At 70.9% G+C, this 23,569-nt stretch carries 19 protein-coding genes and 2 pseudogenes; 11 read left to right on the top strand and 10 right to left on the bottom strand.

Annotated features, from left to right (window positions below):
- Positions 1 to 2 precede the first annotated feature (2 nt).
- Both KXC43_RS12000 and priA read left to right on the top strand, forming a co-directional pair.
- Positions 3 to 323, top strand: coding sequence for a hypothetical protein (locus KXC43_RS12000; RefSeq protein ID WP_221376092.1), 321 nt, complete (start codon positions 3 to 5; stop codon positions 321 to 323).
- Positions 324 to 345: 22 nt separating this feature from the next.
- On the top strand, positions 346 to 1,071 hold the full coding sequence (gene priA, locus KXC43_RS11995; protein WP_221376091.1) for a bifunctional 1-(5-phosphoribosyl)-5-((5-phosphoribosylamino)methylideneamino)imidazole-4-carboxamide isomerase/phosphoribosylanthranilate isomerase PriA: 726 nt from the start codon (positions 346 to 348) through the stop codon (positions 1,069 to 1,071).
- On the opposite strand, the gene KXC43_RS11990 is transcribed toward priA, so the two are convergent.
- The gene (locus KXC43_RS11990) at positions 1,031 to 1,945 is read right to left on the bottom strand and encodes a LysR family transcriptional regulator (protein ID WP_221376090.1); all 915 of its coding nucleotides are present in this window, start codon (positions 1,943 to 1,945) and stop codon (positions 1,031 to 1,033) included. The two genes, priA and KXC43_RS11990, sit on opposite strands and share 41 nt — an antisense overlap.
- A 93-nt stretch (positions 1,946 to 2,038) precedes the next feature.
- Between KXC43_RS11990 and hisF the strand changes: the two genes are divergently transcribed.
- From hisF to KXC43_RS11975, 3 genes are all read left to right on the top strand, one after another.
- Positions 2,039 to 2,800, top strand: a complete 762-nt coding sequence (hisF, locus tag KXC43_RS11985; protein ID WP_221376089.1) for an imidazole glycerol phosphate synthase subunit HisF — start codon at positions 2,039 to 2,041, stop codon at positions 2,798 to 2,800.
- 237 nt (positions 2,801 to 3,037) lie between these two features.
- A complete protein-coding gene (locus KXC43_RS11980) occupies positions 3,038 to 4,861 on the top strand; it encodes an AMP-dependent synthetase/ligase (RefSeq protein ID WP_221376088.1) in 1,824 nt (607 codons plus the stop codon).
- 231 nt (positions 4,862 to 5,092) lie between these two features.
- Positions 5,093 to 5,545, top strand: coding sequence for a pyridoxamine 5'-phosphate oxidase family protein (locus KXC43_RS11975; RefSeq protein ID WP_221376087.1), 453 nt, complete (start codon positions 5,093 to 5,095; stop codon positions 5,543 to 5,545).
- Between the two features lie 228 nt (positions 5,546 to 5,773).
- Here KXC43_RS11975 and yczR read toward each other — a convergent pair whose 3' ends face one another.
- Positions 5,774 to 7,228: a MocR-like transcription factor YczR gene (yczR, locus tag KXC43_RS11970; protein ID WP_221376086.1), complete on the bottom strand. Its 1,455-nt coding sequence runs from the start codon at positions 7,226 to 7,228 to the stop codon at positions 5,774 to 5,776.
- 59 nt (positions 7,229 to 7,287) lie between these two features.
- Between yczR and yczE the strand changes: the two genes are divergently transcribed.
- Together yczE and KXC43_RS11960 are read left to right on the top strand one after the other, a co-directional pair.
- Positions 7,288 to 7,944: a membrane protein YczE gene (gene yczE / locus KXC43_RS11965; protein WP_221376085.1), complete on the top strand. Its 657-nt coding sequence runs from the start codon at positions 7,288 to 7,290 to the stop codon at positions 7,942 to 7,944.
- A 93-nt stretch (positions 7,945 to 8,037) separates the two neighbouring features.
- Positions 8,038 to 8,469: a hypothetical protein gene (locus KXC43_RS11960; protein ID WP_221376084.1), complete on the top strand. Its 432-nt coding sequence runs from the start codon at positions 8,038 to 8,040 to the stop codon at positions 8,467 to 8,469.
- A 245-nt stretch (positions 8,470 to 8,714) separates the two neighbouring features.
- On the opposite strand, the pseudogene KXC43_RS11955 reads toward KXC43_RS11960, so the two are convergent.
- The 3 genes and pseudogenes from KXC43_RS11955 to KXC43_RS11945 form a co-directional block, all read right to left on the bottom strand.
- Positions 8,715 to 9,955 (bottom strand): annotated as a pseudogene (locus KXC43_RS11955) (IS3 family transposase).
- A 588-nt stretch (positions 9,956 to 10,543) separates the two neighbouring features.
- Positions 10,544 to 11,758 (bottom strand): MFS transporter, encoded by a 1,215-nt coding sequence (locus KXC43_RS11950; RefSeq protein WP_221376083.1) that lies wholly within the window; start codon positions 11,756 to 11,758, stop codon positions 10,544 to 10,546.
- A 287-nt stretch (positions 11,759 to 12,045) separates the two neighbouring features.
- On the bottom strand, positions 12,046 to 13,191 hold the full coding sequence (locus tag KXC43_RS11945; RefSeq protein ID WP_221376082.1) for a S8 family peptidase: 1,146 nt from the start codon (positions 13,189 to 13,191) through the stop codon (positions 12,046 to 12,048).
- Between the two features lie 118 nt (positions 13,192 to 13,309).
- Between KXC43_RS11945 and pdxR the strand changes: the two genes are divergently transcribed.
- Positions 13,310 to 14,716 carry a MocR-like pyridoxine biosynthesis transcription factor PdxR gene (gene pdxR / locus KXC43_RS11940; RefSeq protein WP_221376081.1) on the top strand — a complete coding sequence of 469 codons (1,407 nt, stop codon included), beginning with the start codon at positions 13,310 to 13,312 and terminating at the stop codon, positions 14,714 to 14,716.
- On the opposite strand, the pseudogene KXC43_RS11935 reads toward pdxR, so the two are convergent.
- Positions 14,602 to 15,895: pseudogene (locus KXC43_RS11935) on the bottom strand (amino acid permease). The gene pdxR and the pseudogene KXC43_RS11935 sit on opposite strands and share 115 nt — an antisense overlap.
- A gap of 65 nt (positions 15,896 to 15,960) precedes the next feature.
- A complete protein-coding gene (locus KXC43_RS11930) occupies positions 15,961 to 16,572 on the bottom strand; it encodes a TIGR03085 family metal-binding protein (protein WP_221376080.1) in 612 nt (203 codons plus the stop codon).
- 111 nt (positions 16,573 to 16,683) lie between these two features.
- Between KXC43_RS11930 and KXC43_RS11925 the strand changes: the two genes are divergently transcribed.
- Positions 16,684 to 18,483, top strand: a complete 1,800-nt coding sequence (locus tag KXC43_RS11925) for an ABC transporter ATP-binding protein (protein ID WP_221376079.1) — start codon at positions 16,684 to 16,686, stop codon at positions 18,481 to 18,483.
- Positions 18,480 to 20,237: an ABC transporter ATP-binding protein gene (locus tag KXC43_RS11920; RefSeq protein ID WP_221376078.1), complete on the top strand. Its 1,758-nt coding sequence runs from the start codon at positions 18,480 to 18,482 to the stop codon at positions 20,235 to 20,237. Before KXC43_RS11925 ends, KXC43_RS11920 begins: the two co-directional genes overlap by 4 nt.
- A gap of 320 nt (positions 20,238 to 20,557) precedes the next feature.
- Here the strand turns inward: KXC43_RS11920 and rpsD are convergent, their stop codons facing one another.
- Positions 20,558 to 21,166 carry a 30S ribosomal protein S4 gene (gene rpsD / locus KXC43_RS11915; protein ID WP_221376077.1) on the bottom strand — a complete coding sequence of 203 codons (609 nt, stop codon included), beginning with the start codon at positions 21,164 to 21,166 and terminating at the stop codon, positions 20,558 to 20,560.
- A 92-nt stretch (positions 21,167 to 21,258) separates the two neighbouring features.
- Here rpsD and KXC43_RS11910 point away from each other — a divergent pair, with 92 nt between their 5' ends.
- On the top strand, positions 21,259 to 21,984 hold the full coding sequence (locus KXC43_RS11910; RefSeq protein ID WP_221376076.1) for a DUF2470 domain-containing protein: 726 nt from the start codon (positions 21,259 to 21,261) through the stop codon (positions 21,982 to 21,984).
- 218 nt (positions 21,985 to 22,202) lie between these two features.
- On the opposite strand, the gene KXC43_RS11905 is transcribed toward KXC43_RS11910, so the two are convergent.
- On the bottom strand, positions 22,203 to 22,814 hold the full coding sequence (locus KXC43_RS11905) for a TetR/AcrR family transcriptional regulator (RefSeq protein WP_221376075.1): 612 nt from the start codon (positions 22,812 to 22,814) through the stop codon (positions 22,203 to 22,205).
- Positions 22,815 to 22,824: 10 nt separating this feature from the next.
- Positions 22,825 to 23,562 (bottom strand): ABC transporter permease, encoded by a 738-nt coding sequence (locus KXC43_RS11900; protein ID WP_221376074.1) that lies wholly within the window; start codon positions 23,560 to 23,562, stop codon positions 22,825 to 22,827.
- Between the last annotated feature and the right edge of the window lie 7 nt (positions 23,563 to 23,569).

Here is a 23,569-nt window from a genome sequence, read left to right as displayed (position 1 = left end):
AGATGTCGAAAGAGCGCGCCCGGCGCCGCGAGGAACGTCTCGCCGTGCTGGAGAAGGAGAAGGCCGCGCGTGCCCGCAAGGTGGCGCGGCGACAGCGCCGGCGTGAGCTGGTCAAGCGCCTGACCCCGCGCACCCGCAAGACCGGGCAGCTCTATCGCCGCACCCGCAGCCAGCGACTCGGCATTCTGCTCGGGCTGGCGGTCGCCGTCGCCGCGGTCTGGCTTCTCGTGCCCGAGTTGTCGCTGCGGATCGTGCTCACCGCGGTGCTCGTCCTCGCCGCGCCGGCCCTCGTGGTCGTCGTCCTCGGCCGCAAGGCCGGCTGACCAACACTCTGGAGAAACAACTATGACCTTGCAGCTGCTGCCCGCCGTCGACGTCGCGGACGGTCAGGCCGTGCGTCTCGTGCAGGGCGCCGCCGGTTCCGAGACGGCCTACGGCGACCCGCTCGAGGCCGCGCTGGCCTGGCAGAACGACGGCGCCGAGTGGGTGCACCTGGTCGACCTGGACGCGGCCTTCGGGCGCGGGTCGAACGCCGAGCTGCTGGCCGGTGTGGTCGGCCGGCTCGACGTGAAGGTCGAGCTGTCCGGCGGCATCCGCGACGACGAGTCGCTGACCCGAGCCCTGGCCACCGGCTGCGAGCGGGTCAACATCGGCACCGCCGCGCTGGAGGACCCGGAGTGGTGCGACCGGGTCGTGGCCGAGTACGGCGACCGCGTGGCGATAGGCCTGGACGTGCGCGGCCGGACGCTGTCGGCCCGCGGCTGGACCCGGGACGGCGGCGACCTGTACGAGGTGCTGGCCCGGCTCGACAAGGCCGGCGCGTCGCGCTACGTCGTCACCGACATCACCAAGGACGGGATGATGCGCGGCCCGAACGTCGAGCTGCTGCGCGAGGTGTGCGCGGCCACCGACAAGCCGATCATCGCCAGCGGCGGCGTGTCCACCCTGGACGACCTGCGGGCGCTGGCTGCTCTGGAGCCGGTCGGGGTCGAGGGCGTGATCGCCGGCAAGTCGCTCTACGCGGGCGCGTTCACCGTGCGGCAGGCGCTGGACGTTCTCGCTCAACCCTGATCCATGCGCTCCTCAGGGCCTCCACCGCCGCCTGCACGGCTGGGCGCGCGGCGGAGGCCTCGCGCCAGGCGACCACGACGCGGCGCCTGGGCTCGGGGGTGACGCGGACGACGCGTACGCCCGGGGGAAGCTCGGTCGACCGGGCCAGCCGCGGGATGACCGCGACGCCGAGCCCGGCCGCGATCAGCGTCAGCTGGGTCTCGAACTCGGCGACGTGGAAGTCGGGCTGAACGCCGGGCACCACCCGCTGCAGCCATTCGAGGCAGACGTCGCCCGCCTTGGCCGCTATCCACCGCTCGTCCTCGAGCCGGGCCAGCGGCACCGTGTCGCCGAACCGGTGGCCGCTCGGCACGATCAGGTCGGCCACGTCCCAGCCGAGCTCGACGTGGGTGACGCCGTTCGGGTAGCGCAGCGCGACCGCGGGCCAGTCGTCGAGCACCGCGAGGTCGACGTGCCCCCGGTGCAGCATCTCGAGACCCTCGTGCGGATGGACCTCGACCAGCCCCGTGCTGAGCTGCGGATGTTCCGAGGCCAGGCGATGCAGCGCGTACGGCAGCAGGGCCCGGCAGGCGGTGGCGAACGCCGCCACCGTGAGGCGCCCGACGACCGTGTCCCGATGGGCGGCCAGCGCCGCCTCGGCCTCGTCGACCGTGGCCAGCACCTTCTCGGCGTGCCGGGCGAGCACCCGGCCGGCCTCGGTCAGCCGCAGACCCCGTCCGTGCTTCTCGACCAGTGTGGCGCCGGTTTCCCGCTCGAGCTTGGCGAGCTGTTGCGACACGGCGGACGGGGTGCAGTGCAGTGCCTCGCCCGCCGCCAGCACGGTCTTGTAGCTGGCCACGGCGTGCAGGGCTCGCAGCCGCCCCAGATCCATCATGTAGCCACGCTACTTCTTCGCGCGGCACCTTTCGGCGCTGCTTAGTGTTCGACCGCCCGAAGCCGGCGGCTGGGACCTCGTTACGCTTGCGGCATGACGGTTGCCGTGCGCGTGATCCCCTGTCTCGACGTGGACGCGGGCCGCGTGGTCAAGGGAGTCAACTTCGTCGACCTGCGCGACGCCGGCGATCCGGTCGAGCTGGCCGCCGCGTACGACGCGCAGGGCGCCGACGAGCTGACCTTCCTCGACGTCACGGCCTCGTCCGACGACCGCGGCACGATGCTCGACGTGGTCCGGCGTACGGCCGAATCGGTCTTCATCCCGCTCACCGTGGGCGGCGGGGTGCGCTCGGTCGGCAACGTCGACGTGCTGCTGCGGGCCGGGGCCGACAAGGTCGGGGTCAACACGGCGGCCATCGCCCGCCCCGAGCTCATCCGCGAGATCGCCGAGCGCTTCGGCAACCAGGTGCTCGTGCTCTCGCTCGACGTGCGCCGCTCGGCCGAACAGCCCAGCGGGTGGGAGGTCACCACGCACGGCGGCCGCCGCAGCGCCGGGCTCGACGCCATCGAGTGGGCCGAGCGGGTCGCCGCACTGGGCGCGGGCGAGATCCTGCTCAACTCGATGGACGCCGACGGCACCAAGGCGGGCTTCGACCTCGACCTGATCGCGGCCGTCCGGAAGGTCGTCGACATCCCGGTCATCGCGAGCGGGGGCGCCGGCGCGGTCGAGCACTTCCCGCCCGCGGTGTCGGCCGGGGCTGACGCCGTGCTGGCCGCCAGCGTCTTCCACTTCGGCGACCTGTCGATCGGCCAGGTCAAGCAGTCGCTGCGCGAGGCGGGCAATCCTGTCCGCTGAAGCTGGCAATGTGCTGAGAACCACGTCTCCCCGATCCGGCGCCGGGGCCGCTGAAATGCGGATAAACGCGCGTTTCACGTCGTGGGACGACGACATGTGGCGCTCGATACACTTGCGGTGAAGCTCACCGCTCGCTACCGGTGCCGGGGCGGTACTAGCCCTCCCGCAGCCGTGCCAATACCCTTCGGTAACACGAAAGTTAACTCCCCCCGGACAACTGACCATAAGGCGGCGCCGATGGCTCTCGAGGTTCCCTACCGGTCGATCCCCGACATGTTCTTCAAGCGCGTGGCCGCGACTCCCAACGGCCAGGCGTTCGCGGTGCCCAACGCCGACGACTCGGGCATGATCTGGTACACCTGGGCGCAGGTGGGCGAGCGGGCCTCGGCCATCGCGGCGGGCCTGCGTGACCTCGGTGTGGGCCTGGAGGACAGGGTGGCCATCCTGTCCGGCACCCGCTACGAGTGGGTGCTGGCCGACCTCGGCATCAACGCCGCGGGCGCCGCCACCACCACCGTCTACCCGACCACCGAGCCCGAGGACGCCAGCTACATCGTGGCCAACTCCGGGTCCAAGGTGCTCATCGCCGAGAACGCCCAGCAGGCGATGAAGATCGCCGGCGTCGAGACCGACGTGACGCACGTGGTGCTCATCGACGGCCTGGCCGACGCGGGCGCCACCCCGCCCCAGCTCACCCTGGCCGAGCTCGAGGAGCGAGGCGCCGCCGTCCTGCGCGAGCGCCCCACCCTGATCGACGAGGTGGTCGAGTCGATCGGCCCCGACAACCTCGCCACCCTCATCTACACCTCCGGCACCACCGGCCGCCCCAAGGGCGTACAGCTGCTGCACGCCGGCTGGACCTGGGAGGGCGTCGCCCAGCAGGGCCTCGGCCTGTTCGAGTCGACCGACCTGCAGTACCTCTGGCTCCCGCTGTCCCACTCGTTCGGCAAGACGCTGCTCTGCGGCATCATCCACGTGGGCGTGCCGACCTACGTCGACGGCCGCGTCGACAAGCTGGTCGACATGCTCTCGGTGGTCCAGCCGACGCTCATGTGCGCGGCGCCCCGCATCTTCGAGAAGGTCTACAACAAGACCGTCACCACGGCCCTGGCCGGCGGCGGCGCGAAGGTCAAGATCTTCCACTGGGCGGTCGCCACCGGCAAGCAGAAGGTCGCCCTCGAGCAGGCCGGCAAGCCGATCCCGGCCGGGCTCAAACTGAGGTTCGCCGTGGCCGAGAAGCTGGTCTTCTCGAAGCTGCAGGCCCGCCTCGGCGGCCGGCTGCGCGTGCTGGTCAGCGGCTCGGCCCCGCTCAGCCGCGAGATCGCCGAGTTCTTCGCGGCCGCGAACCTGCCGATCATGGAGGGCTACGGCCTGACCGAGAGCAGCGCGGCCAACTTCGTCAACCGGCTCGACCGGCTCCGGATCGGCACCGTGGGCCTGCCCCTGGGCGACCTCGAGTGCAAGATCGACACCGACGGCGAGGTGCTGCTGCGCGGCCGCCCGGTCATGCGCGGCTACCACAACCTGCCCCAGGAGACCGAAGAGGCCTTCACCGAGGACGGCTGGCTGCGCACCGGCGACATCGGCGAAGTCGACGCCGACGGCTTCCTGTCGATCACCGACCGCAAGAAAGACCTGGTCAAGACGTCCGGCGGCAAGTACATCGCCCCCAGCGCGATCGAGGGCCAGTTCAAGGCGGTCTGCCCCTACACCTCGCAGGCGGTCGTGGTCGGCCAGGCCCGCAACTTCGTGACGATGCTGATCTCGCTCGACGAGGACGCCATCAAGGGCTGGGCGGCCGGCGGCCCCCTGGCCGGCAAGAGCTACGAGGAGATCGTGGCCGCCCCCGAGACCGAGAAGATGGTCGAGGGCTACGTGCAGGAACTCAACAGCAAGCTCAACCGCTGGGAAACGATCAAGAAGTTCGCCATCCTGCCGCGCGACCTCAGCATCGAGGCCGGCGAGATCACGCCGTCCATGAAGATCAAGCGGCGCTCGGTCGAAACCAACTTCGCCGAGCAGATCGACAAGATGTACGCGGGTTCGCTCGCCCAGATCTGACGCAGCGCTGACGAAAGCGGCCGGGGCTCGTGCCCCGGCCGCTTGTTGTGTGCCCGCGGCCGGGCGTGGACCGCGCGGGGCTGGGATGTGGGGTCGCTACGGGCTGTTGAAGCCTGAGACGTTCCGGCGGCATTGCAGCACTCCTGGGGCTTGCGCCGGGGGCCGTGGGGCCTTGCCAAGGCCGTAGGGTGTGGAGCCGCGGCGGGGGATCGCGCGTCGTAGGCTGCGGCGATGGCTGAGGAACCGAGGTCGAAGCAGCAACGCAAGGCGGACGTGCTCGCGCGGCTGAGCGCTCCGGTGGCCGACGCCTGGGTCGCAACGGCCCGGGACGGCGAGCCCTACCTGGTGCCGCTCACCCTGGGCTGGTTCCGCGAACGCCTGCTGATCGCCACCGCCCGCAAGTCACCCACCGGCCGCAACATCGCCGCAACCGGCCGGGCCCGAATCGGTTTCGGCCCCACCCGCGACGTCATCCTGATCGAGGCGGCCCTGGAGGCGACGCTCCCGGTGACCGAGGCCGAAGCCGAGGGCGCCGCCTACGCCGAGCAGAACGACTGGGATCCGCGCACAGCGGGCGAGGCATACGTCTTCCTCGTGCTGCGCCCCACGCGGGTCCAGGCCTGGCGCGAGGAGAACGAACTCGCCGACCGCGAACTCATGCGGGACGGCGTCTGGCTCCTCTGACCAGCGCCGTCACCCGTGGCGTGCTCGCGCCGGGTGGCATGCCCGAACCCATGGTGTGCCCGGGCCCGTGCCGCGCCCGGACCAGTGCCCATGCCGTGCTCGTACGAGACGAGACGAGACGTTTCGTCTCGGGAGACGAAACGTCTCGTCTCGCTCGGCTTGGCCGTTCGGAGCGGTCAACGATCGCTCGGGTCGTCCGTCGCGGCTGCTCGGCTGTGGGGCCCGGCGTCAGGCGATGACCGACGGCGTTCGCCAGGAAGGGATCGTTGCCCGGTCGAGGTCGTGCCGGACTGAGGCGATGCGGCGGACCGCCTCGGTGAGTTGCTCGGAAGGCAACGCGAAGGGCAGCCGCAGGAAGCGTTCGAGCGTGCCGTCCAGGCCGAAGCGGGGGCCGGGCGCCAGGCGTACGCCGACGTCCTCGGCGGCCCGGGCCAGGGCGCTCGAGATGGGGCCGTCGAGTTCGGCCCAGATCGTCGCACCGCCCGGCGGCAGCACGAAGCGCCATTCCGGCAGCAGTTCGGTCACCGCGGCGGCCAGCACGTCGCGCTGCCGGCGCAGTTCGGCGCGGCGGTCACTCAGGATCTTGGGGGAGTGTTCCAGCAGGCGCACGGCCACGAGCTGTTCGAGCACCGGGCTGGCCATGTCGACGCCGACCCGGATGGCCGCCAGCCGCTGCACCAGCGGGGCCGAGGCGCGTACCCAGCCGATCCGCAGGCCGCCCCAGTAGCCCTTGCTCAGGCCGCCGATCGACACCACCCGCGAGTGCCGGTCGAACACGGCGACCGGCGGGGGCATCTCGTCGCCGTCGAGCTGCAGGTCGACCCACGACTCGTCGACGACCAGGTCGGTGCCGGTGCTGTGGGCCGTGGCGACCAGCCGTTCGCGCAGGCTCGTGGTCATCAGGTGCCCGGTCGGGTTGTGGAACTCCGGGATCACGTACGAGAGCCTCGGCCGGGTCTGCCGCAGCGCCCCGAGCAGCATCTCGCCGTCCCAGCCGGTCGCCGTGTCGAGCCCGTGGGTGCTGATCCGGGCCCGGCGCGCCGAGAGGGCGGCCAGCGCGTTGGGATAGGTCGGTGCTTCGACCAGTACGGGCGATCCGGGCGGCGCGAGCAGCCGGAGCACCAGGTCGAGGGCCTGCTGGGTGCCGCCGGTGATCAGGATCTGTTCGGCCGAGGTGGCCACCCCACGCGCCTGGTAGCCGGCCGCGACGACCTCGCGCAGCTCGATCAGGCCGGTCGGGTGGTAGCCGGCGCTGCCCAGATAGCGGGGCAGGTCGTCGGCGGCGGCCCGGGCGGCCGGCACCAGTTCGGGCGGGGCGGCCGAGGCGGCCACGCCCAGGTCGATCACGTTGCGGTCGTCCTCGGGGGTCCACAGGCCCGAAGTGGCGACCCGGTGGCCGTTGGGCAGGGTCGTCCAGCTTCCGGCGCCGCGCCGGCTGGTGAGATGGCCGGTCTCGCGCAGGGTGCGGTAGGCGGCGCTGACCGTCGTCCGGCTCACGGCGAGCGCCTCGGCCAGTTCGCGTTCGGCCGGGAGGCGTACGCCCAAAGGAAGCCGCCCGTCGGAGAGCAGCCCCCGCACCGCGGCGGCGAGAGCGGCGTAGTCGGGACTCCGATGGCGGCCCGGAAGCGAATGCCACTGACCGAGCAGCCGGGCCAATTGGCCCCCACGTATCGTCGTCGTCACATCCACCTCCGGCGAATTGGCTCTTCAGCTTCGCACAATTGGCCTTCAGAGTGGCATTCATGGCCCTCAGTGACAACAGAGATCGTCGTCTCGTCCGGCGCACCGTGCAGCTGTTCGCGGGGCTGGCGCTCTACGGCGTGAGCATGGCCTTCATGGTCGAGTCGGCGCTGGGCCTCAACCCGTGGGACGTGTTCCACCAGGGCCTGTCGAAGGTCACCGGGATCAGCTTCGGCCTGGTCGTGATCCTGCTCGGCATCCCGATCCTGCTGCTGTGGATCCCGCTGCGGCAGCGCCCGGGCTTCGGCACGCTGGCCAACCTGGTCGTGGTCGGTTTCGCGGTCGACGCCGCGCTGCACGTCCTGCCCGCGGGCGGCACGATCCCGGCCCGGGTGTGCTACCTGGTCGGCGGCATTCTGCTCAACGGTCTCGCCACCGGCCTCTACATCGGCAGCCGGTTCGGGTCCGGCCCGCGCGACGGGCTGATGACCGGCATCGTCGGGCGGTTCCCGCGGCTGTCCGTCCGGCTGGTCCGGACGTCGATCGAGCTGCTCGTCCTCGGCGTGGGGTTCCTGCTCGGCGGCACGGTCGGTATCGGCACGGTCGCGTACGCTCTGGCCATCGGGCCGCTCGTGCAGGTGTTCCTGCCGTGGTGCACCGTGGGCGGCGGCGAGCCGCAGGCTGCGATCCACAAAGGACTGAGCGGTTTGCGCCACTGATTCGGTTTAGCACACAAGATCATCGGTCACAGCTTTGTGATCATCGCGACACATTCGCTTCCCGGTGCCCGGGTCGCACGGCATCATTGCCCCATGGGGGCTGGCGGCTGGCAGTGGAACGACGCTTGGATCTTCGTGTCCGCGGTCATCGCCGAACGCCTCGAGCGTGACCGGGCCCAGCACGCCGCTCTGCCCATGGTCGGCGCGAGCCTGGCCGACCTGCTCGCCGCGGCCGACTTCCTGCACCACAGCATTCCCAACCGGGCTGAGCTCGAAGAATCCGTGCGCCGCCTGGCCGGGGCCGGCCTGATCGTCGTCGAGGACGACCTGGTCGAGGTCGCCCCGGCCGGTGAGCAACTGTGGCGGGGCCGCCCGTTCAGCGGCCTGTCCTCGGCCGTCATGACCCTGCAGACCCAGCTCAACCGAAGCGCCGGCGCACCCGGCGACGCCGACTGGGCGCTCGACGAGCAGGCGTACGCCCAGGCCGTACGCGAATATCGCCACCGCCTCGCCGACGACCGCTGACCCTGCCGTCCGCTCGGCCGCGCCGTCCGCAGGCCACCGTTCGCTTGGCAATGCCGCACGCCCCCAGCCTTCGTTTGGCCGTGCCCGTGCGTGCCCGCTGTTCGTTTTGGTCGTGTCGCGCGCACCCCGCTGTTCGTTTGGCCGTGTCGCGCGCACCCTGCCGTTCGCTTGGTCGTGTCGCGCGCACCCCGCTGTTCGTTTGGCCGTGTCGCGCGCACCCTGAACCGCCCCGGGTTTAGTAGCGGCTAGGTGGGTTGGGACATCGCCCTGGTCGGGCGGGGTTTGGTGGGTTGGTGCAGGGTTTCGAAGTCGGCTGGTGATAGGTCGGCTGCGCCGCTGTGCAGGCGGCGGTGGTTGTACCAGTCGACGTATTCCAGAGTGGCGATCTCGACCTGGTCGCAGGTCTTCCACGGGCCTCGGGGTTTGATCAGTTCGGTTTTGAACAGGCCGATGGTGGACTCGGCCAAGGCGTTGTCGTAGGCGTCGGCGACCGTGCCGACGGACGAGTCCGCACCGGCTTGGGTGAGGCGGTCGGTGAACGCGATCGAGGTGTATTGGCTGCCGGCGTCGTTGTGGTGGACCAGCCCGGACAGGTCGGTGGCCCCGTGCCGTCCACGGGCCCAGATCGCCATTTCGAGGGCGTCCAGGACCAGGGCGGTTTTCATGCTGGTCGCGGCCCGCCAGCCCAGGATCCGGCGGGAGTAGACGTCGATCACGAAGGCGACATAGGCGGTGCCGGTCCAGGTCGGCACGTAGGTGAAATCAGCGACCCACAACCGGTTCGGCCGATCAGCGGTGAACCGGCGCTGCACCAGATCCGCCGATCGGGCCGCCCGCTGGTCAGCGATCGTGGTCCGGCGGGTCCGGCCGCGCACCACACCGCGCAGCCCGGCCTGACGCATGAGCCGTTCGACGGTGCACCGGGCCACCTCGACACCCGCCCGGTTCAGGGCCAGCCATATCTTGCGGGCCCCGTAGACACCGTAGTTGTCCGCGTGGACCTGCCGGATCTTCTCGGTCAGCCAGGCATCACGCCGGGCCCGGGCTGAGGGCAGCCGGCGGCACGCGGCCCGGTAGGTGCTGGACGCGATCGGCCACCCGGACGAGGTCAGGGTCCGGCAGATCGGCTCGACGCCGAACTGGTGCTTGTGCTCGTCGATGTAGTTCACGAGCGTCGCTGTGGCCGGTCGAGCTCGGCCGCGAAGAAAGCCGACTTCAGGATCTCGTTGGCCCGGCGCAGCTCGGCGTTCTCCTGACGCAGCCGTTTCAACTCGGCCGTCTCGTCACTGGTGGTCCCGGCCCGCGAGCCGTTGTCGATCTGGTCCTGGCGGACCCATTTACGCAGCGTCTCCGCGGTGCCGATCCCGAGTTTCTGCGCGACCGCGACGATCGCGGCGTACTCCGACTCGTAACTGGGCCGCACCTCGGCGACCATCCGCACCGCCCGCTCACGAAGTTCCGCAGGGTACGGCGAAGGGCGTGACATGACTCGATCCTCCAAGAGATCGGGCCGATATCAAACCCGGGGCGGTTCACCCTGCCGTTCGTTTGGTCGTGTCGCGCGCACCCTGCCGTTCGCTTGGCTGTGCCGTCCGTACCCCACCGATCGACGTTGCGGACGGTCGCTCAGATTGCCGCCCAGGGTTGAGGATGGCCCGACTTCTCTATCTGGCTTTCCTTTCGGCCGCGCTTCCGAGGCAGTCGGTGGATCTTCATTTGCTCCGTGCTGACTGCGAGACGAAGGGGCCGCACTTCAGATCCGGCCGCATTGCAAGACGAACAGGCCGTGTCCGGCCGCGTTTCCGAGGCGGCGGAGGACCCCATTCTGCTGCGCGCTGACTGCGAGACGAAGGGGCCGCACTTCAGATCCGGCCGCATTGCAAGACGAACGGGCCGCGTCCGACCGCGCCGCCGAGGCTGCCGCATTGCGAGACGAACAGGTCGCTTCCGGCCGCGCCGCCGAGGCTGCCGCATTGCGAGACGAACAGGCCGCGCCCGGCGCGCTACCGAGGCGGCCGCTGGATCTTGTTCTGCACCGCGCTGGTGGCGAGACGAAGAGGACATGATGGTCGCGTCAGGGCGTCAGGGTCTCGATGGGCTTCATGTCGCGGATCGCGGGCGCGACGGTAGCGGTCAGCGCCGACACCGAGACCGTGGCGGCGAACAGCGCGATGCTGACCGGCGCGCTCCAGGCCGTGACGAAGACCCCGGCCAGCAGCGGCGCCACGGTTGCGGCCGACATGGCGAACAGGAAGATGACGCTCAGCACGCGGCCCTGCAGGTGGTCGGGTGTGATGGCCGCCTGGTAGCCGAAGAGCGCCGCGTTGCAGGCGGGCCCGACGAAGATCGCCAGCGCGATCGGGGCGGCCGCGGCGACGCTGGTGGTGAAGAAGGCGCTGACCGCCAGGAACAGGGTCGCCGCCCAGCAGAGGCCGCGGATCAGGACGGCGAACGACAGCCAGCGCTGCAGAGTGGGCGCGACCAGGGCGCCCATCAGCCCGCCGGCGCCGACGATGGTCTCGGTCAGGCCGATCACGCCGGGCTGAACGCCGTGCCCCTGAAGGGTGACGATGATCGTGAACATCGAGCCGTAGAGCGCCAGGTTCAAGGGGGCGGCGACGATGAGCACGGTCCGCAGGAACGGGTTGCGGAAGACGAATCGCAGGCCCTCCAGCAGGGCGGCACGGTGTCCCGGATGGTCGTGCTCGCGCTCGGCCTGCAACGGCTTGCGGATCAGGGCGATGCCGATGAGCGAGGCCAGATAGGACAGCGCGTTCCCGACGAACGGCAGCGCCGCCGTGATGCCGAACAGGACGCCACCGAGCGGCGGCCCGGCCAGCGCGGTGCCGTAACTGCGGGCCTCGTTGCGGGCCACGGCCGCCGGCAGCTGGGTGGTCGGCACGATGCTGCGCAGGGCCGCGTGTTCCGTCGTGTTGAACAGCGACCCGCAGGCGGCGTCGATGATGGCCACCGCGATGATCTCGGTCAGCCCCGCGCGCCCGGTGGCCACGGCCACGGCCAGCGCCACGAACGCGACCAGTCGGATCACGTCGCAGGTCAGCATCGCCCGCCGCCGGTTGAGCTGATCGGCCAGCACGCCCGACGGGAGCCGGCAGAGCAGCTTGGCCACCTGGGCCGCCGTGCCGACCGCACCGGCCTGGACCGCCGAGCCGGTCACGTCGAGAACGAGCAGCGGGATCGCCAGCATGGCGATCGCGCCACCCAGATCCGACAGGCTCTGGCTTGTCCACAGCAGAGTGAACTCACGGTTGCGCCACAACGTGCTCACGGCGCGACTCCGGACCAGAACACGTTCCGCAATCTCATGGTCACGCCATGGAGAATATGTACTGCATTCGCAATCCGCCGTCCACAGGCATCGATCCGGCTGACTCCTGGCCCTGTGGACAACCCGGTCCGTCCGGCTTGACGGCGGCGTAGCTTCAACCGCATCGCCCCTGGAGGGAGGGGGTTAGGGATGGCTGGACGAGGGCGGGGGAGCGATCTTGAGGATTTCGCGAAGCGGGCAGCGCGACGCCCGGCCCGCGTGTGCGGAACCGGGCGCCGGGCGATCGGTTACTGGACCACGAAGAGCAGGCGGTTCGGGGAACCCGTGCCGGCGCTGGTCACGACGCCGGTGGTGGCATCGTTGACCAGGCTGTCGCGCACCTGGGCCGGGCTGTAGCCGGTGTTGCGGGAGAGCACCAGCGCGGCCGCGCCGGCGACGTGGGGGCTGGCCATCGACGTGCCGCTGATGGAGTTGGTCGCGGTGTTCGAGTTGTACCAGGCCGACGTGATCGCGGAGCCGGGGGCGAAGATGTCCAGGCAGGTGCCGTAGTTGGAGTAGCTCGCCTTGGCGTCCGTGCTGGTGGTGGCGCCGACCGTGATGGCGTTGGCCACGCGGGCGGGCGACGAGTTGCAGGCGTTGGCGGTCGAGTTGCCGGCCGCGAGGGCGAACGTGATGCCCTTCGAGATGGCCGTGTTGACCGCGTTGTCCAGGGTGGAGCTGACGCCGCCGCCGAGGCTCATGTTGGCCACCGCGGGGCGGGCGGTCTGGTTGCCGACCCAGTTGACGCCCGCGATGACTCCGGCTGTGGTGCCGCTGCCGGAGCAGTTCAGCACGCGCACGCCGACCAGCCGCACGGCCTTGGCCACGCCGTACGTCGCGCCGCCGACCGTGCCCGCCACGTGGGTGCCGTGGCCGTTGCAGTCGACCGCGCCGGTGCCGACCGCGTCGTAGCCGGCCGTGGCCCGTCCGCCGAACTGGTTGTGCGTGTAGCGGATGCCGGTGTCGATGATGTACGCGGTGACGTTCGAGGCCGTGACGGGATAGGTGTACGTCGTGCTCAGCGGCCGGGCGCGCTGGTCGATGCGGTCGATGCCCCATGTCGCGTTCGTCTGCGTGGCGTTCAGGGAGATCGTCTGGTTCTGCTCCACGTAGGCGACCCCGGAGCTGGCCGCGAGCCGCTTGGCCTGCGCCGCGGTCATGGTCGCCTCGTAACCGTTGATGATGCCCAGCTGCTGCCGGACCTGCCCGCCCACGCTGCTGGCCTGCGTCTTGGCGCCGGGCTTGAGCACCACGATGTAGCTGTCGGGAATCGCGGTTGCGGCGTCGGCCATCCGGAGGTCCCCCGTGGGGGCGGCGGCAGCGGGGGTGCCCACCGCGACGGCGGCGGTGACCGCGGCGAGCAGGCCGGCGGCCAAGGTGCGTCGAGTCGCCATACTGTTCCTCTCCCGGAGCTTCTTGAATTGACGTTTGTCACTTCAATAAGGAGAGCGTAGGCGCGCCGGTCCTCGATCGCCGCCATACCGATTGGGCCATAGTGCGGAGAATGAGCGGGTGGACCTGATCATTCGGCTGGACGGGACGGACGGGAAGACCGCTGCGGTCTACCGGGCGTTGCGCACGGCAATCGTGGACGGGCGGCTCCCGGCGGGCGAGCGGCTGCCCGCGACCCGGGCGCTCGCGGCCGATCTCGGCGTGGCGCGGGGGAGTGTCGCCGCCGCCTACGAGCGGCTGGCTGCGGAGGGCTATCTGTCGTCCCGCGTGGGCGCCGGCACCTTCGTGGCCGCGGTGTCCCGGGGCCGGTCGCGACGGCGTGCCGCCTCCGATCCGCTGCGGCCCCGCGAGGACTGGTCGTGGGAGCCGCTCGAGACCAGCGGCGCGGTCCGCCCGCCGCGCTACGACTTCCGCACCGGCATTCCCGACGCGGGCCTGTTCCCGTTCGACTCGTGGCGGCGCCTGGTCACCGCCGAGCTGCGGCTGCGGGCGAACAACCCCGGCACGTACGGGGATCCGGCCGGCCACCCCGGCCTGCGCGAGGCGATAGCGCGTTACCTGGGCGTCTCGCGCGGGGTGCGGACGACCGCGGCCGACGTGGTGGTCACCAACGGCGCCCAGCACGCGTTCGACCTGCTGGCGCGGGTGCTGGTGAAGCCGGGCGACGTGGTCGCGGTCGAGGAGCCGGGCTACCCGCCGGCCCGCCGGATCCTGGCCGCGCTCGGCGCCCGGGTGAGTCTCGTGCCGGTCGACGATCAGGGGCTCGTCGTCGCCGATCTGCCCGCCCACTGCCGGCTGGTCTACACCACGCCGTCCCACCAGTTCCCACTCGGCCGCGCGATGAGCCTGACCCGCCGCCGCGAGTTGCTCGACTGGGCCCGCTGCCGTCCGGCGGCGATCGTCGAGGACGACTACGACAGCGAGTTCCGTTTCTCGGCGCGCCCGCTGGAACCGCTGCACAGTCTCGACTCGGCGGGGCGGGTGCTCTATGTCGGCACGTTCTCCAAAAGCATGCTCCCGGCCGTGCGCACCGGCTTCGTGCTGGCGACCCCGGGCCTGCGGGATGCCCTGATCGCGGCGCGCCAGCTCGGTGACGGCTACGGGCAGCCGGCTGTGCAGGCGGCGCTGGCCCGCTTCCTCGACGAGGGGCTGCTCGCCCGGCACGTCCGGAAGGGCGGGAAGGCGTACGGGGAAAGACACGCCCGCATCGTGGCCGCGCTGGCCGGAATGCCGGAGCTGACGATCGTCCCCAGCGCCGCCGGCCTGCACGTCGCCGCCCTGACCGAGGTGAACTCGACAGCCGTGGTGGCCGCGGCCGCGAAGCGAGGGCTGGCGCTCGACGATCTGCTCGACTACTCCGGCTCGCCGACCAGGCACGGCTTCGTGTTCGGGTTCGGGGCGGCCGACCCGGCGCTGATCGACGAGGGGATGGCGATCTTCGCCGGCCTCCTGGCCCGCCACGACTGATAGGCGAGCGACGCGGCGACGATCACGAGGCTGAGCAACGCCGGCGGCCCGTTGAGCCAGAGCAGCCCGAGCACCGAGACCAGCCCGATCGCGGCCACGGCCCGGGAGCCGCCGCGCGGCAGCAGGCGCAGTGCGGCCGCCGTGCCGATCACGTAGACCAGCGTGAAGCATCCGGTGACCAGCAGCAGCATGGTGTGCAGATCGATCGGCAGCGCCGCCGAGGCGAGGCTGCCCCCGAAGATCAGCAGCAGCGACTTGCGGGGTGAGCCGGCGAACCGCGCGGGCAGCGCTCCGTCGCGGGCCAGTGCCGCCCCGAGCTGCGAGGCCCCGGCTAGGTACGCGTTGACCGCGCCCACGGTGAGCAGGACCGCCACGACCGCGGTGATCACGCGGACCGGGCCGCCGAAGCCGGACGCCAGCAGGTCGGCCAGGGGCGCCTCGCTGCTGCCCAGCGCCGGGCCCAGCACGAGCACGCTGACCGCTGCGACCCCGAGATACAGGGCGCCCACCACGACGACGGCGATCGCGGTCGCCCGGGGCACGTCCCGGCGTGGGTTGCGGTAGGAGCCGGCGAGCGACGAGACCGCCTCCCACCCGGCGAACCCCCACACCAGCACGGCCGCCGCCGGTCCGACGGCCGACCAGCCGTGCGGCGCGAACGGGGTGAGGTTGTCCCAGCGGCAGCGCGGCCACCACGGTGACCAGCAGCAGCGCTGCCAGCACGCCCGTGAGCGCGAGCTGGACGCGCCCCGTGACGCGCAGCCCGAACCAGTTCATGACGAAGACCGCGCCGACGACGGCCAGGAAGGTGAGCAGCACCGTGGTGCGGCCGCCGCCGACCACGTCGGCCACGTAACCGCCGGCGAAGGCGGTCGCAGCCGGCGCCCCGAGCGGCACCGCGAAGAAGAAGCACCAGCCCACAGCCGCGCCGAGGCGGGGGCCGAACGCCAGCCGGACGTAGGTGGACACCCCGCCGCCGTCCGGGTGCCGGGCGCCCAGCGCCGCGAAGGTCAGGGCCAGCGGAGCCGAGAGGACGATCAGGCCGATCCAGGCGACCAGGGAGGCGGGGCCGGCGACCTCAGCCGCCAGGGCCGGCATGGAGATCACGCCGGTGCCGAGAACGGCGCCCACGCAGAGTGCGGCCCCTTGGGCGAGGGAGAGTCCGGAGTTCTGTGCCATGCGCCCACGCTAGGGCCGCATTGGCTCGCGTTTTGGTCCAATCAAGGGCGGATCAATTGGGCCAATCAGAGGCCCAGCCGAGCGTCCCGCAGGCCGTCGCCCTCGATCGTGACGCGGGCGTGGTCCCGGCGGCCGGTGAGGAACATGGCGAGCTCGCCCGGTGGGCCGGTCAGCGTGGTCGCCGGGTTGTCGCCCACCGTGAAGGATCCGTACCCTCCGGCTCTGACCTCGACCGCCGCGCCGGACCGCCGCAGGACCAGCCGGCCGGTGAGCTTCACGTTCCGCCACAGGGCGGCCTCGAGGCCGGGATCGAGCTCGCGCGGCGCCCAGTCCGGTTGCGCGCGGCGCGCGTCCTCGTGGTGCACGAAGAACTCGATCGTGTTGGCCGCCTCGTCGACCAGGCGATTGCTCACCGGGCTCCACCACGGTGGCGTGCGCACCTCGTGCACGACGTCGGCGTAAGGGCGGGCGGCCGTCCGCAGCCGCACACGCTCGCCATGGCTCCGGAGCGGGCCGATCATGGCGCCGGCCGCGGCGTCGGGGCGGCGGTCGCGGACGACCAGGTGCGCCGCGAGGTCACGGGTGCTCCACCCCTCGCAGAGCGTCGGCTCGTCCGGGCCGAGCCGGAGGAGCAGGTCGGCGAGCAGGCGTCGTTCACGCTGGGCATAGGCGGTCACAAACGTGATCGTAGACACATGTTACGAAGGTGAACTGCGGCGACCCCGTTCGGCAGGATGGGTATGTAAGGCCGGAACCGCCGGCAAACACTTACCAGTCAGGTAGGAATTTTGAGCACCAGGTCCAGCCGCGATGTGCTGGTACGGGGACTAGGGGTGCTGGGCCAGGCGATTCGCACCGAGCCGCGCCTGTTCACGGTCGGCGTGGCCGGCAGCAGTCTCTTCGGCCTGCTCGTCATCGCGAACTCGTACGTGGTCGGCGCCGTCATCGGCCGTGTCGTCGTGCCCGCCTTCAGCACCGGCTCCACCGGCGCCGGCACGCTCGCCCTGATCGCCGCCGTCTTCCTCGGCCTCAGCGCGCTGCGCGTCCTGACCATCTTCGGCCGTCGCCTCGGCGCGGGCTACATGCAGTTCCGCCTGCAGGCCCGCTACCGCCGCGCGGTGACCCGGCGCTACCTGTCGCTGCCCCCGGCCTGGCACCAGCAGCACGCCACCGGCAGCCTGCTGTCCAACGCCAACTCCGACGTCGAGGCGGCCTTCGTGCCGATCGCGCCGCTGCCGTTCGCGGTCGGCACGATCGTGATGATCCTGGCCGCCGTCGTGGCGCTGTTCCTCACCGACTGGGTGCTCGCGATGGTCGGCGTCGTCCTCTTCCCGGTCCTGTTCGCCCTGAACACCTTCTACGCGCGGCGCATGTCTCCGCGGCAGATCAGGGCGCAGCAGATGCGCGCGAAGGTCAGCGCCGTCGCGCACGAGAGCTTCGACGGCGCGCTGGTGGTCAAGACCATGGGCCGCGAGGAGGACGAGTCCCGCCGCTTCAAGGTCTTCGTCGACGAGCTGCGCGACTCGCTGATCTCGGTCGGCCGGCTGCGCGGCCTGTTCGACCCGATCATGGACGCGTTGCCCAGCGTCGGCACCCTCGCGGTGCTGCTGCTCGGCGCCTGGCGGCTGCAGAACGGCGCGATCAGCGTGACCGAGCTGGTCACCGTCGCCTTCCTGTTCACCGTGCTGGCGTTCCCGGTGCGCGCGATCGGCTGGGTGCTCGGCGAACTGCCGCGCAGCGTCGCGGGCTGGGACAGGGTGCAGTCCGTGCTGGCGGCCGAGGGCGATCTCGCCTACGGCTCGGCCACCACGTCCGCGAGCGGTCCGGCCACGCTGCGTTTCGACAAGGTCGATTTCGCGTACGGCGACGGTCCGCTGGTCCTGCGGGACGTGTCGTTCCGCGTGCCCCCGGGCAAGACGGTCGCCCTGGTCGGCGCGACCGGCTCCGGCAAGTCGACGATCGCGTCGCTCGCCGTGCGGCTCGTCGACCCCGGCGCGGGCCGGGTCAGCCTGGACGACACGCCCCTGCCCGAGCTCAGTGAGGCCGGCCTGACCAGCGCGTCCGCCCTCGTACCGCAGCTGCCGTTCATCTTCGACGACACCGTGCGGGGCAACATCACGCTCGAACGGGAGGGCGTCGACGACGAGGCCGTCTGGGCCGCGCTGCGCCTGGCCGAGGCCGACGGTTTCGTGGCGAAGTTGCCCGAGGGGCTCGACACGGCGGTCGGCGAACGCGGCACCTCGCTCTCGGGCGGGCAGCGGCAGCGCCTCACGCTGGCTCGCGCCCTGGCTGGAGCTCCCCGGTTGCTGGTGCTCGACGACGCGACGAGCGCCGTCGACCCGCGGGTGGAGGCGGCGATCCTGGCCTCGCTGCGCGGCGGTGACGCGGGCGCGTCGATCCTGGTGGTGGCGTACCGCCGGGCCACGATCGCGCTGGCCGACGAGGTCGTCTATCTGGAGCAGGGCAAGGTCGTGGCCACCGGCACCCACACCGAGCTGCTGGCCACCCACGCGGGCTACGTCGATCTCGTGACCGCTTACGAAAAGGCCGAGATCGAAAAGGCCGACGCCGAAAGGGTCGAGGCATGAGCGTCGGCACGTACGCAACGATCAAGCGCGGCCTTGCCCTCTCGCCCGAGCTGCGTCCCGGTCTGGGCGGCACGATCGCCCTGGCCGTGGTGCAGATGTCGGGCCGGGTGGCGGTGCCGATCGCCGTGCAGCAGGGCATCGACCACGGCATCCGCGGCGCCGGCGGCCCCGACCTGATGTTCGTGACCGAGGTCGTGGCGTTCACCTTCGTGGCGCTGATGATCTCGACGGTGGCCGGCTACCTGATGACCCGGCGCCTGTTCACCGTCAGCGAGACCGCCCTGGGCGCGCTGCGCTCGCGCACGTTCCGGCACATCCACGACCTGTCGATGCTGCATCAGCAGTCCGAGCGGCGCGGCACGATGGTGTCCCGGGTGACCAGCGACGTCGACCAGATCTCGCTGTTCCTGCAGACCGGTGGCGTGCAATTGCTGCTCGCCAGCGGTCAGCTGCTCGTCTCGACAATCGTGATGTTCGTCTACTCCTGGCAGCTCACGATCGTGGTGCTGCTCGCCTTCGGCCCGGCCGTGGCCGTCATCCGGCTGTTTCAGAAGAGGCTGGCCGCCGTCTACGGCGCGGTCCGCGAGCGGACCGGCGTCATGCTGGGCGTCATCGCCGAGAGCGTCGTCGGGGCCGTGGTCATTCGGGCGTACGGCGTGGCCGGGCGCACCGGCAAGCGGCTCGACAGCTCGATCGAGCGGCTCGAGGTGTCCCAGCGCAAGGCCATGCGCACCAGCGTGACCAGCTTCAGCAGCGGCGAGATCGGGGCCGGCCTGGCCCTGGCCGGGGTCGTGGTGGTCGGCGTGCTCATCGGGGTGGACGGTGGCCTGACCGTGGGCCGGCTCACCGCGTTCCTGTTCCTGGTGACGCTGTTCATCCAGCCCGTGCAGATCGCCACCGACATGCTCAACGAGGCCCAGAACGCGGTGGCCGGTTGGCGGCGCGTGCTCGACGTGCTCGACCTGGAACCCGACGTCAAGGACCCCGACGAGGTAGGCGTAGACCTGCCGGCCGGCCCGCTCTCGGTGCAATTCGCAGATGTGTCGTTCCGCTACCCCGGCGGCCCGATCGTGCTCGCAGACGTAGACCTCGAGATTCAGCCGCGTACGAAGGTGGCTGTGGTCGGCGAGACCGGAAGCGGCAAGACCACGTTCGCCAAGCTGCTCACCCGCCTGATGGACCCGGCAGAGGGCGAAGTGCTGCTCTCCGGAACGCCACTGAGAAACGTAAGGTTCTCGGCCCTGCGCTCACGCGTGGTGATGGTGCCTCAGGACGGCTTCCTGTTCGACGCCACGATCGCCGAGAACATCCGCTTCGCCGACCCCACCCTGACCGACGGCCACTTGGCAACGGCGTTCACCGAACTGGGCCTGTCAGACTGGCTGGCCACCCTCCCGAACGGCATGGAAACCCCGGTAGGAGAGCGCGGCGAGGCACTGAGCGTAGGCGAGCGTCAGCTGGTAGCACTGGTACGCGCATACGTAGCCGACCCCGACCTGCTGGTACTCGACGAGGCCACAAGCGCGGTAGACCCAGCCACCGAGGTACGCCTGCAACGGGCCCTGGACACAGTCACCCGGGGCCGGACGACCGTCGCCATCGCGCACCGGTTGTCCACAGCCCAGGCCGCCGACGAGGTCATAGTCGTGGATGCGGGCCGCGTCGTCCAACGCGGCCCGCATTCGGAACTGATCACAGACGTGGATTCGATCTACGCCAAGCTTTACGCGAGCTGGTTGGAACAAACCCGCTAGTTCTCCTGCGCCCCACTTGTGTGATTCGACCCCGCGACACCCTATTTTTCTCGTGCGCCCCACCAGTGTGAGCAACCCGCGATCGCCCCGCTGGTGAGGAGGCAGGCGGTTTTCCGACGCCGCGGGGTTTGCGGCGGCGGAAAACCGACTGCCTCCTCACCAGCTAAAAGGGGCGATCGCCGCGGCGCGAAGCGACGCCATAAGCACAGTGGGGCTAGTCACGCCACGGCACCACCCACGCAAAACCAGCCCACCCAGATCTGGCGCCGGGAAAACCAGCCCACCCAGATCTGGCGCCGGGGAAACCAGCCCACCTACATCTAGCGCGCGTAAAACTCCACCACGAGCTGCTCGTCACAAGTCACGCGGATCTCCGAGCGCTCCGGCAGCCGAATCAAGGTGGTGCGCAACTCCTCAAGCACAGTCGAGAGGTAGGGCGCCGTAGGCCCGTCAAGGTGAGCCCCGGTAGCCGCGATCTGGAACGGCGGCTTCTGCCGGCTGCTTTCGCGGACCTCGACGACCTGGCCCGGCTTGAGCCGGTAGGCCGGCCGGTCGACCTTCTTGCCGTCGACCGTGAAGTGGCCGTGCACGACGAGCTGGCGCGCCTGGTAGATGGTGCGGGCCAGACCCGCGCGCACCACGGTGGCGTCGAGGCGGCGCTCGAGCAGGGTGACCATCGTCTCGCCGGTCTTGCCCTCGGCGCGGTGGGCGTCGTCGTACGCCCGCCGCATCTGGGACTCGCTGATGTTGTACTGGTGCCGCAGGCGCTGCTTCTCGAGCAGCCGGACCTGGTAGTCCGAGGCCTTGCGGCGGGAACGTCCGTGCACACCCGGCGGGAACGGCCGCTTCTCGAAGTACTTCACGCACTTCGGCGTCAGCGGGATGCCGAGCGCCCGGGAGAGCTTGGCCTTGGGTCGGGAGTTGTTCATGAAGTCTCCGAGTCAACTTGCGCTCGAGGCCGGTGTTACGGTTAGCCTCACCTTACTAAGGCAAGCCTAACGTAGGCCCGGAGGTCGTCACCATGCAGCCCACCCACGCCGAGATCGCGCGTACGCTCGCCGCCGGTCACCTCCCCGGCGTCGCGCACGTCGCCTGCCGCCCGGGGCCGCTCCCCGTGCGGCACGTCACGGACGCGAACGGCCGGGTGCTCCTGCTCTCGCCCAGCGACGGCGCGTTCGCCGCCGCACTTCGCCCTCAGGAGGGCACCGACGACACCGCGATGGTGCTCGACATCTCCGACGTGCCGCCGATGGCCGGCTCGCCCGCGCTCGGCCGCGTGTGGATCTCGGGCTGGGCCACCGTGCTCGAGGGCGACGAGGCCCGGGCCGCGGCGCTCGACTACGCCGAGGTCGATGCCTCGGGCGACCTGCTCGACGTCGGCGAGGGCCAGGTGCTGCACCGCATGGACGTCGCCGAGGTGCGTTACGAGCGCAACGAGAACCTGCACGACGTCGATGTCGACGAGTTCGCCGAGTCGACGCCCGACCCGCTCTGCCGCATCGAGTTCGACTTGATCGCCGACCTGCTCGACCACCACGAGGCCGAGATGAGCGCCTATGTGCGCCGCCAGCTCGGCAAGACGTTCCAGCCGGTCGCCGAGCCCCGCGTCGTCCGCATGGACCGGTACGGCTTCATGGTCCGGCTCGACGACAAGCTGGCCCGCCTCGCCTTCCCGCGCCCGGTGACCGACCGCCACGATCTGGCCCACCTGCTGCACCCGGTGCTCTGCCACCGCTGCACCGACTGAGCGCCGGCGGGCGGGGCCGCGCTCAGAGCGCGGTGCCGCCCGAGGCGTCGAGAAGCGCCTGACGACCGCTCGGGACAAGGGCGAGATCCCGGCGACCGCCGACCCCCGGAAGCTGGCCGCGTAGTTCACCACTGTCATGCACGGCATGTCCCAGCGGGCCCGGGACGGCGCCACCGCGGCGGACACCGACACCGCGGATCTGGCCATGGCCGCCTGGCCTAGGACTGCTTGAAGACCTCGGGCATCGGCTCGGTCAGGAAGCGCTGGATGTTGGGGCCGACGGCCGCCGCGATGGTGTCGACGTCGGCGCTGGCCAGCGGCTCGATCCTGAGGACGTAGCGGGCCACCATCGTGCCTGCCATCTGCGTGGCTACCAACGCCGTACGCATCGGGGCCTCGGCCTGGTCCTCGATGATCTCGCCGACCGCGCGGCGCAGGATCTGGGTCACCACGAACTCGCGCAGCAGGCGAGCGGTCCACTCGTTGCTCAGCGCCGAGCGGAAGACGGCCAGCGCCGCCGTGCCGGCGGGTGAGTCCCACACGCCGATCGCGAGCCGGATCAGCCGTTCGCCGGCATGCTCGCGCGGGCCCTCCAGCGCCTGGGGGATCAGCTCGCCGGGGTTGATCGGCGCGTCCATCACGGCCAGGAAGAGCTTCTCCTTGGTCCCGAAATAGTGGTGCACCAGCGCCGGATCGACGCCGGCGTCACCAGCGATGGCACGGATCGACGCCTTGTCGTACCCCTTCTCGGCGAAGCTCGCCCGGGCGGCCTCCAGGATGGACGTACGGGTGTCCTGGTTGCCGGGACGCCGCCCGCTGCGCCTGACCAATCCGAACTCCTCAGGGGGTGCGCCGGCGCAGGGTCGCGGCGGCGAGCACGAGCGCTATCACCGTCGCCCCGGCCACGATCACCAGGTCGCGCCACATCGTGGCGGTCGTGTCGGCCGAGATGCCCACCTGGGCGAGCGCCTCGATCGCGTAGGTCAGCGGCAACGCGTTGCTGATGCCCTCGAGCCAGCCGACCATCTGCTCGCGCGGCACGAACAACCCGCACAGCAGGATCTGCGGCACCACGACCACCGGGAGAAACTGTACGGCCTGGAATTCCGTACGGGCGAAAGCGCTGCAGAACAGGCCGAGCGCCACCCCGAGCACGGCGTTGACGACCGCGATGAGCACGACCAGTCCGGCGTTCCCGGTCGTCTGCAGACCGAGCAGCCAGTACGCGGCCCCGGTGGCGACCGCCCCCTGCAGCGCGGCCGCCAGACCGAACGCGAGGCCGTACCCGAACAGCAGGTCGAGCTTGCCGAGCGGGGTGGTGAGCAGCCGTTCCAGGGTGCCGGAGGTGCGCTCGCGGAGCATGGCGATGCTGGTCACCAGAAACATGATCACGAACGGGAAGATGCCGAGCATGATCAGGGCGATCCGGTCGAACGTCGCGCCCGACCCGTCGTACATGAAATAGAGCAGCGTCAGCAGGAGCGCCGGCACGACCAGGAGCAGCGCGACCGTACGCCGGTCGTGCCGCAGCTGTCGCAGGATGCGCCCGGCGGTAGCCAGAGTGATGTGCGGGCTCATGCTGTTC

The sequence above is a fragment of the Paractinoplanes polyasparticus genome (assembly GCF_019710575.1).
Classification (GTDB): Bacteria; Actinomycetota; Actinomycetes; order Mycobacteriales; family Micromonosporaceae; genus Actinoplanes; species Actinoplanes polyasparticus.
The sequence above is the reverse complement of the archived record's forward strand: the minus strand, read 5'-3'. Positions and strand labels throughout refer to the sequence as shown.

Coding starts and splice junctions, on each gene's coding strand:
- KXC43_RS11910 (WP_221376076.1), top strand. CDS start 21,259: ATGCAGCCCACCCACGCCGAGATCGCGCGTACGCTCGCCGCCGGTCAC.
- KXC43_RS11960 (WP_221376084.1), top strand. CDS start 8,038: ATGGGGGCTGGCGGCTGGCAGTGGAACGACGCTTGGATCTTCGTGTCC.
- hisF (WP_221376089.1), top strand. CDS start 2,039: ATGACGGTTGCCGTGCGCGTGATCCCCTGTCTCGACGTGGACGCGGGC.
- KXC43_RS11990 (WP_221376090.1), bottom strand. CDS start 1,945: ATGATGGATCTGGGGCGGCTGCGAGCCCTGCACGCCGTGGCCAGCTAC.
- KXC43_RS11920 (WP_221376078.1), top strand. CDS start 18,480: ATGAGCGTCGGCACGTACGCAACGATCAAGCGCGGCCTTGCCCTCTCG.
- KXC43_RS11900 (WP_221376074.1), bottom strand. CDS start 23,562: ATGAGCCCGCACATCACTCTGGCTACCGCCGGGCGCATCCTGCGACAG.
- KXC43_RS12000 (WP_221376092.1), top strand. CDS start 3: ATGTCGAAAGAGCGCGCCCGGCGCCGCGAGGAACGTCTCGCCGTGCTG.
- priA (WP_221376091.1), top strand. CDS start 346: ATGACCTTGCAGCTGCTGCCCGCCGTCGACGTCGCGGACGGTCAGGCC.
- KXC43_RS11945 (WP_221376082.1), bottom strand. CDS start 13,191: ATGGCGACTCGACGCACCTTGGCCGCCGGCCTGCTCGCCGCGGTCACC.
- KXC43_RS11980 (WP_221376088.1), top strand. CDS start 3,038: ATGGCTCTCGAGGTTCCCTACCGGTCGATCCCCGACATGTTCTTCAAG.
- KXC43_RS11975 (WP_221376087.1), top strand. CDS start 5,093: ATGGCTGAGGAACCGAGGTCGAAGCAGCAACGCAAGGCGGACGTGCTC.
- yczE (WP_221376085.1), top strand. CDS start 7,288: ATGGCCCTCAGTGACAACAGAGATCGTCGTCTCGTCCGGCGCACCGTG.
- rpsD (WP_221376077.1), bottom strand. CDS start 21,166: ATGAACAACTCCCGACCCAAGGCCAAGCTCTCCCGGGCGCTCGGCATC.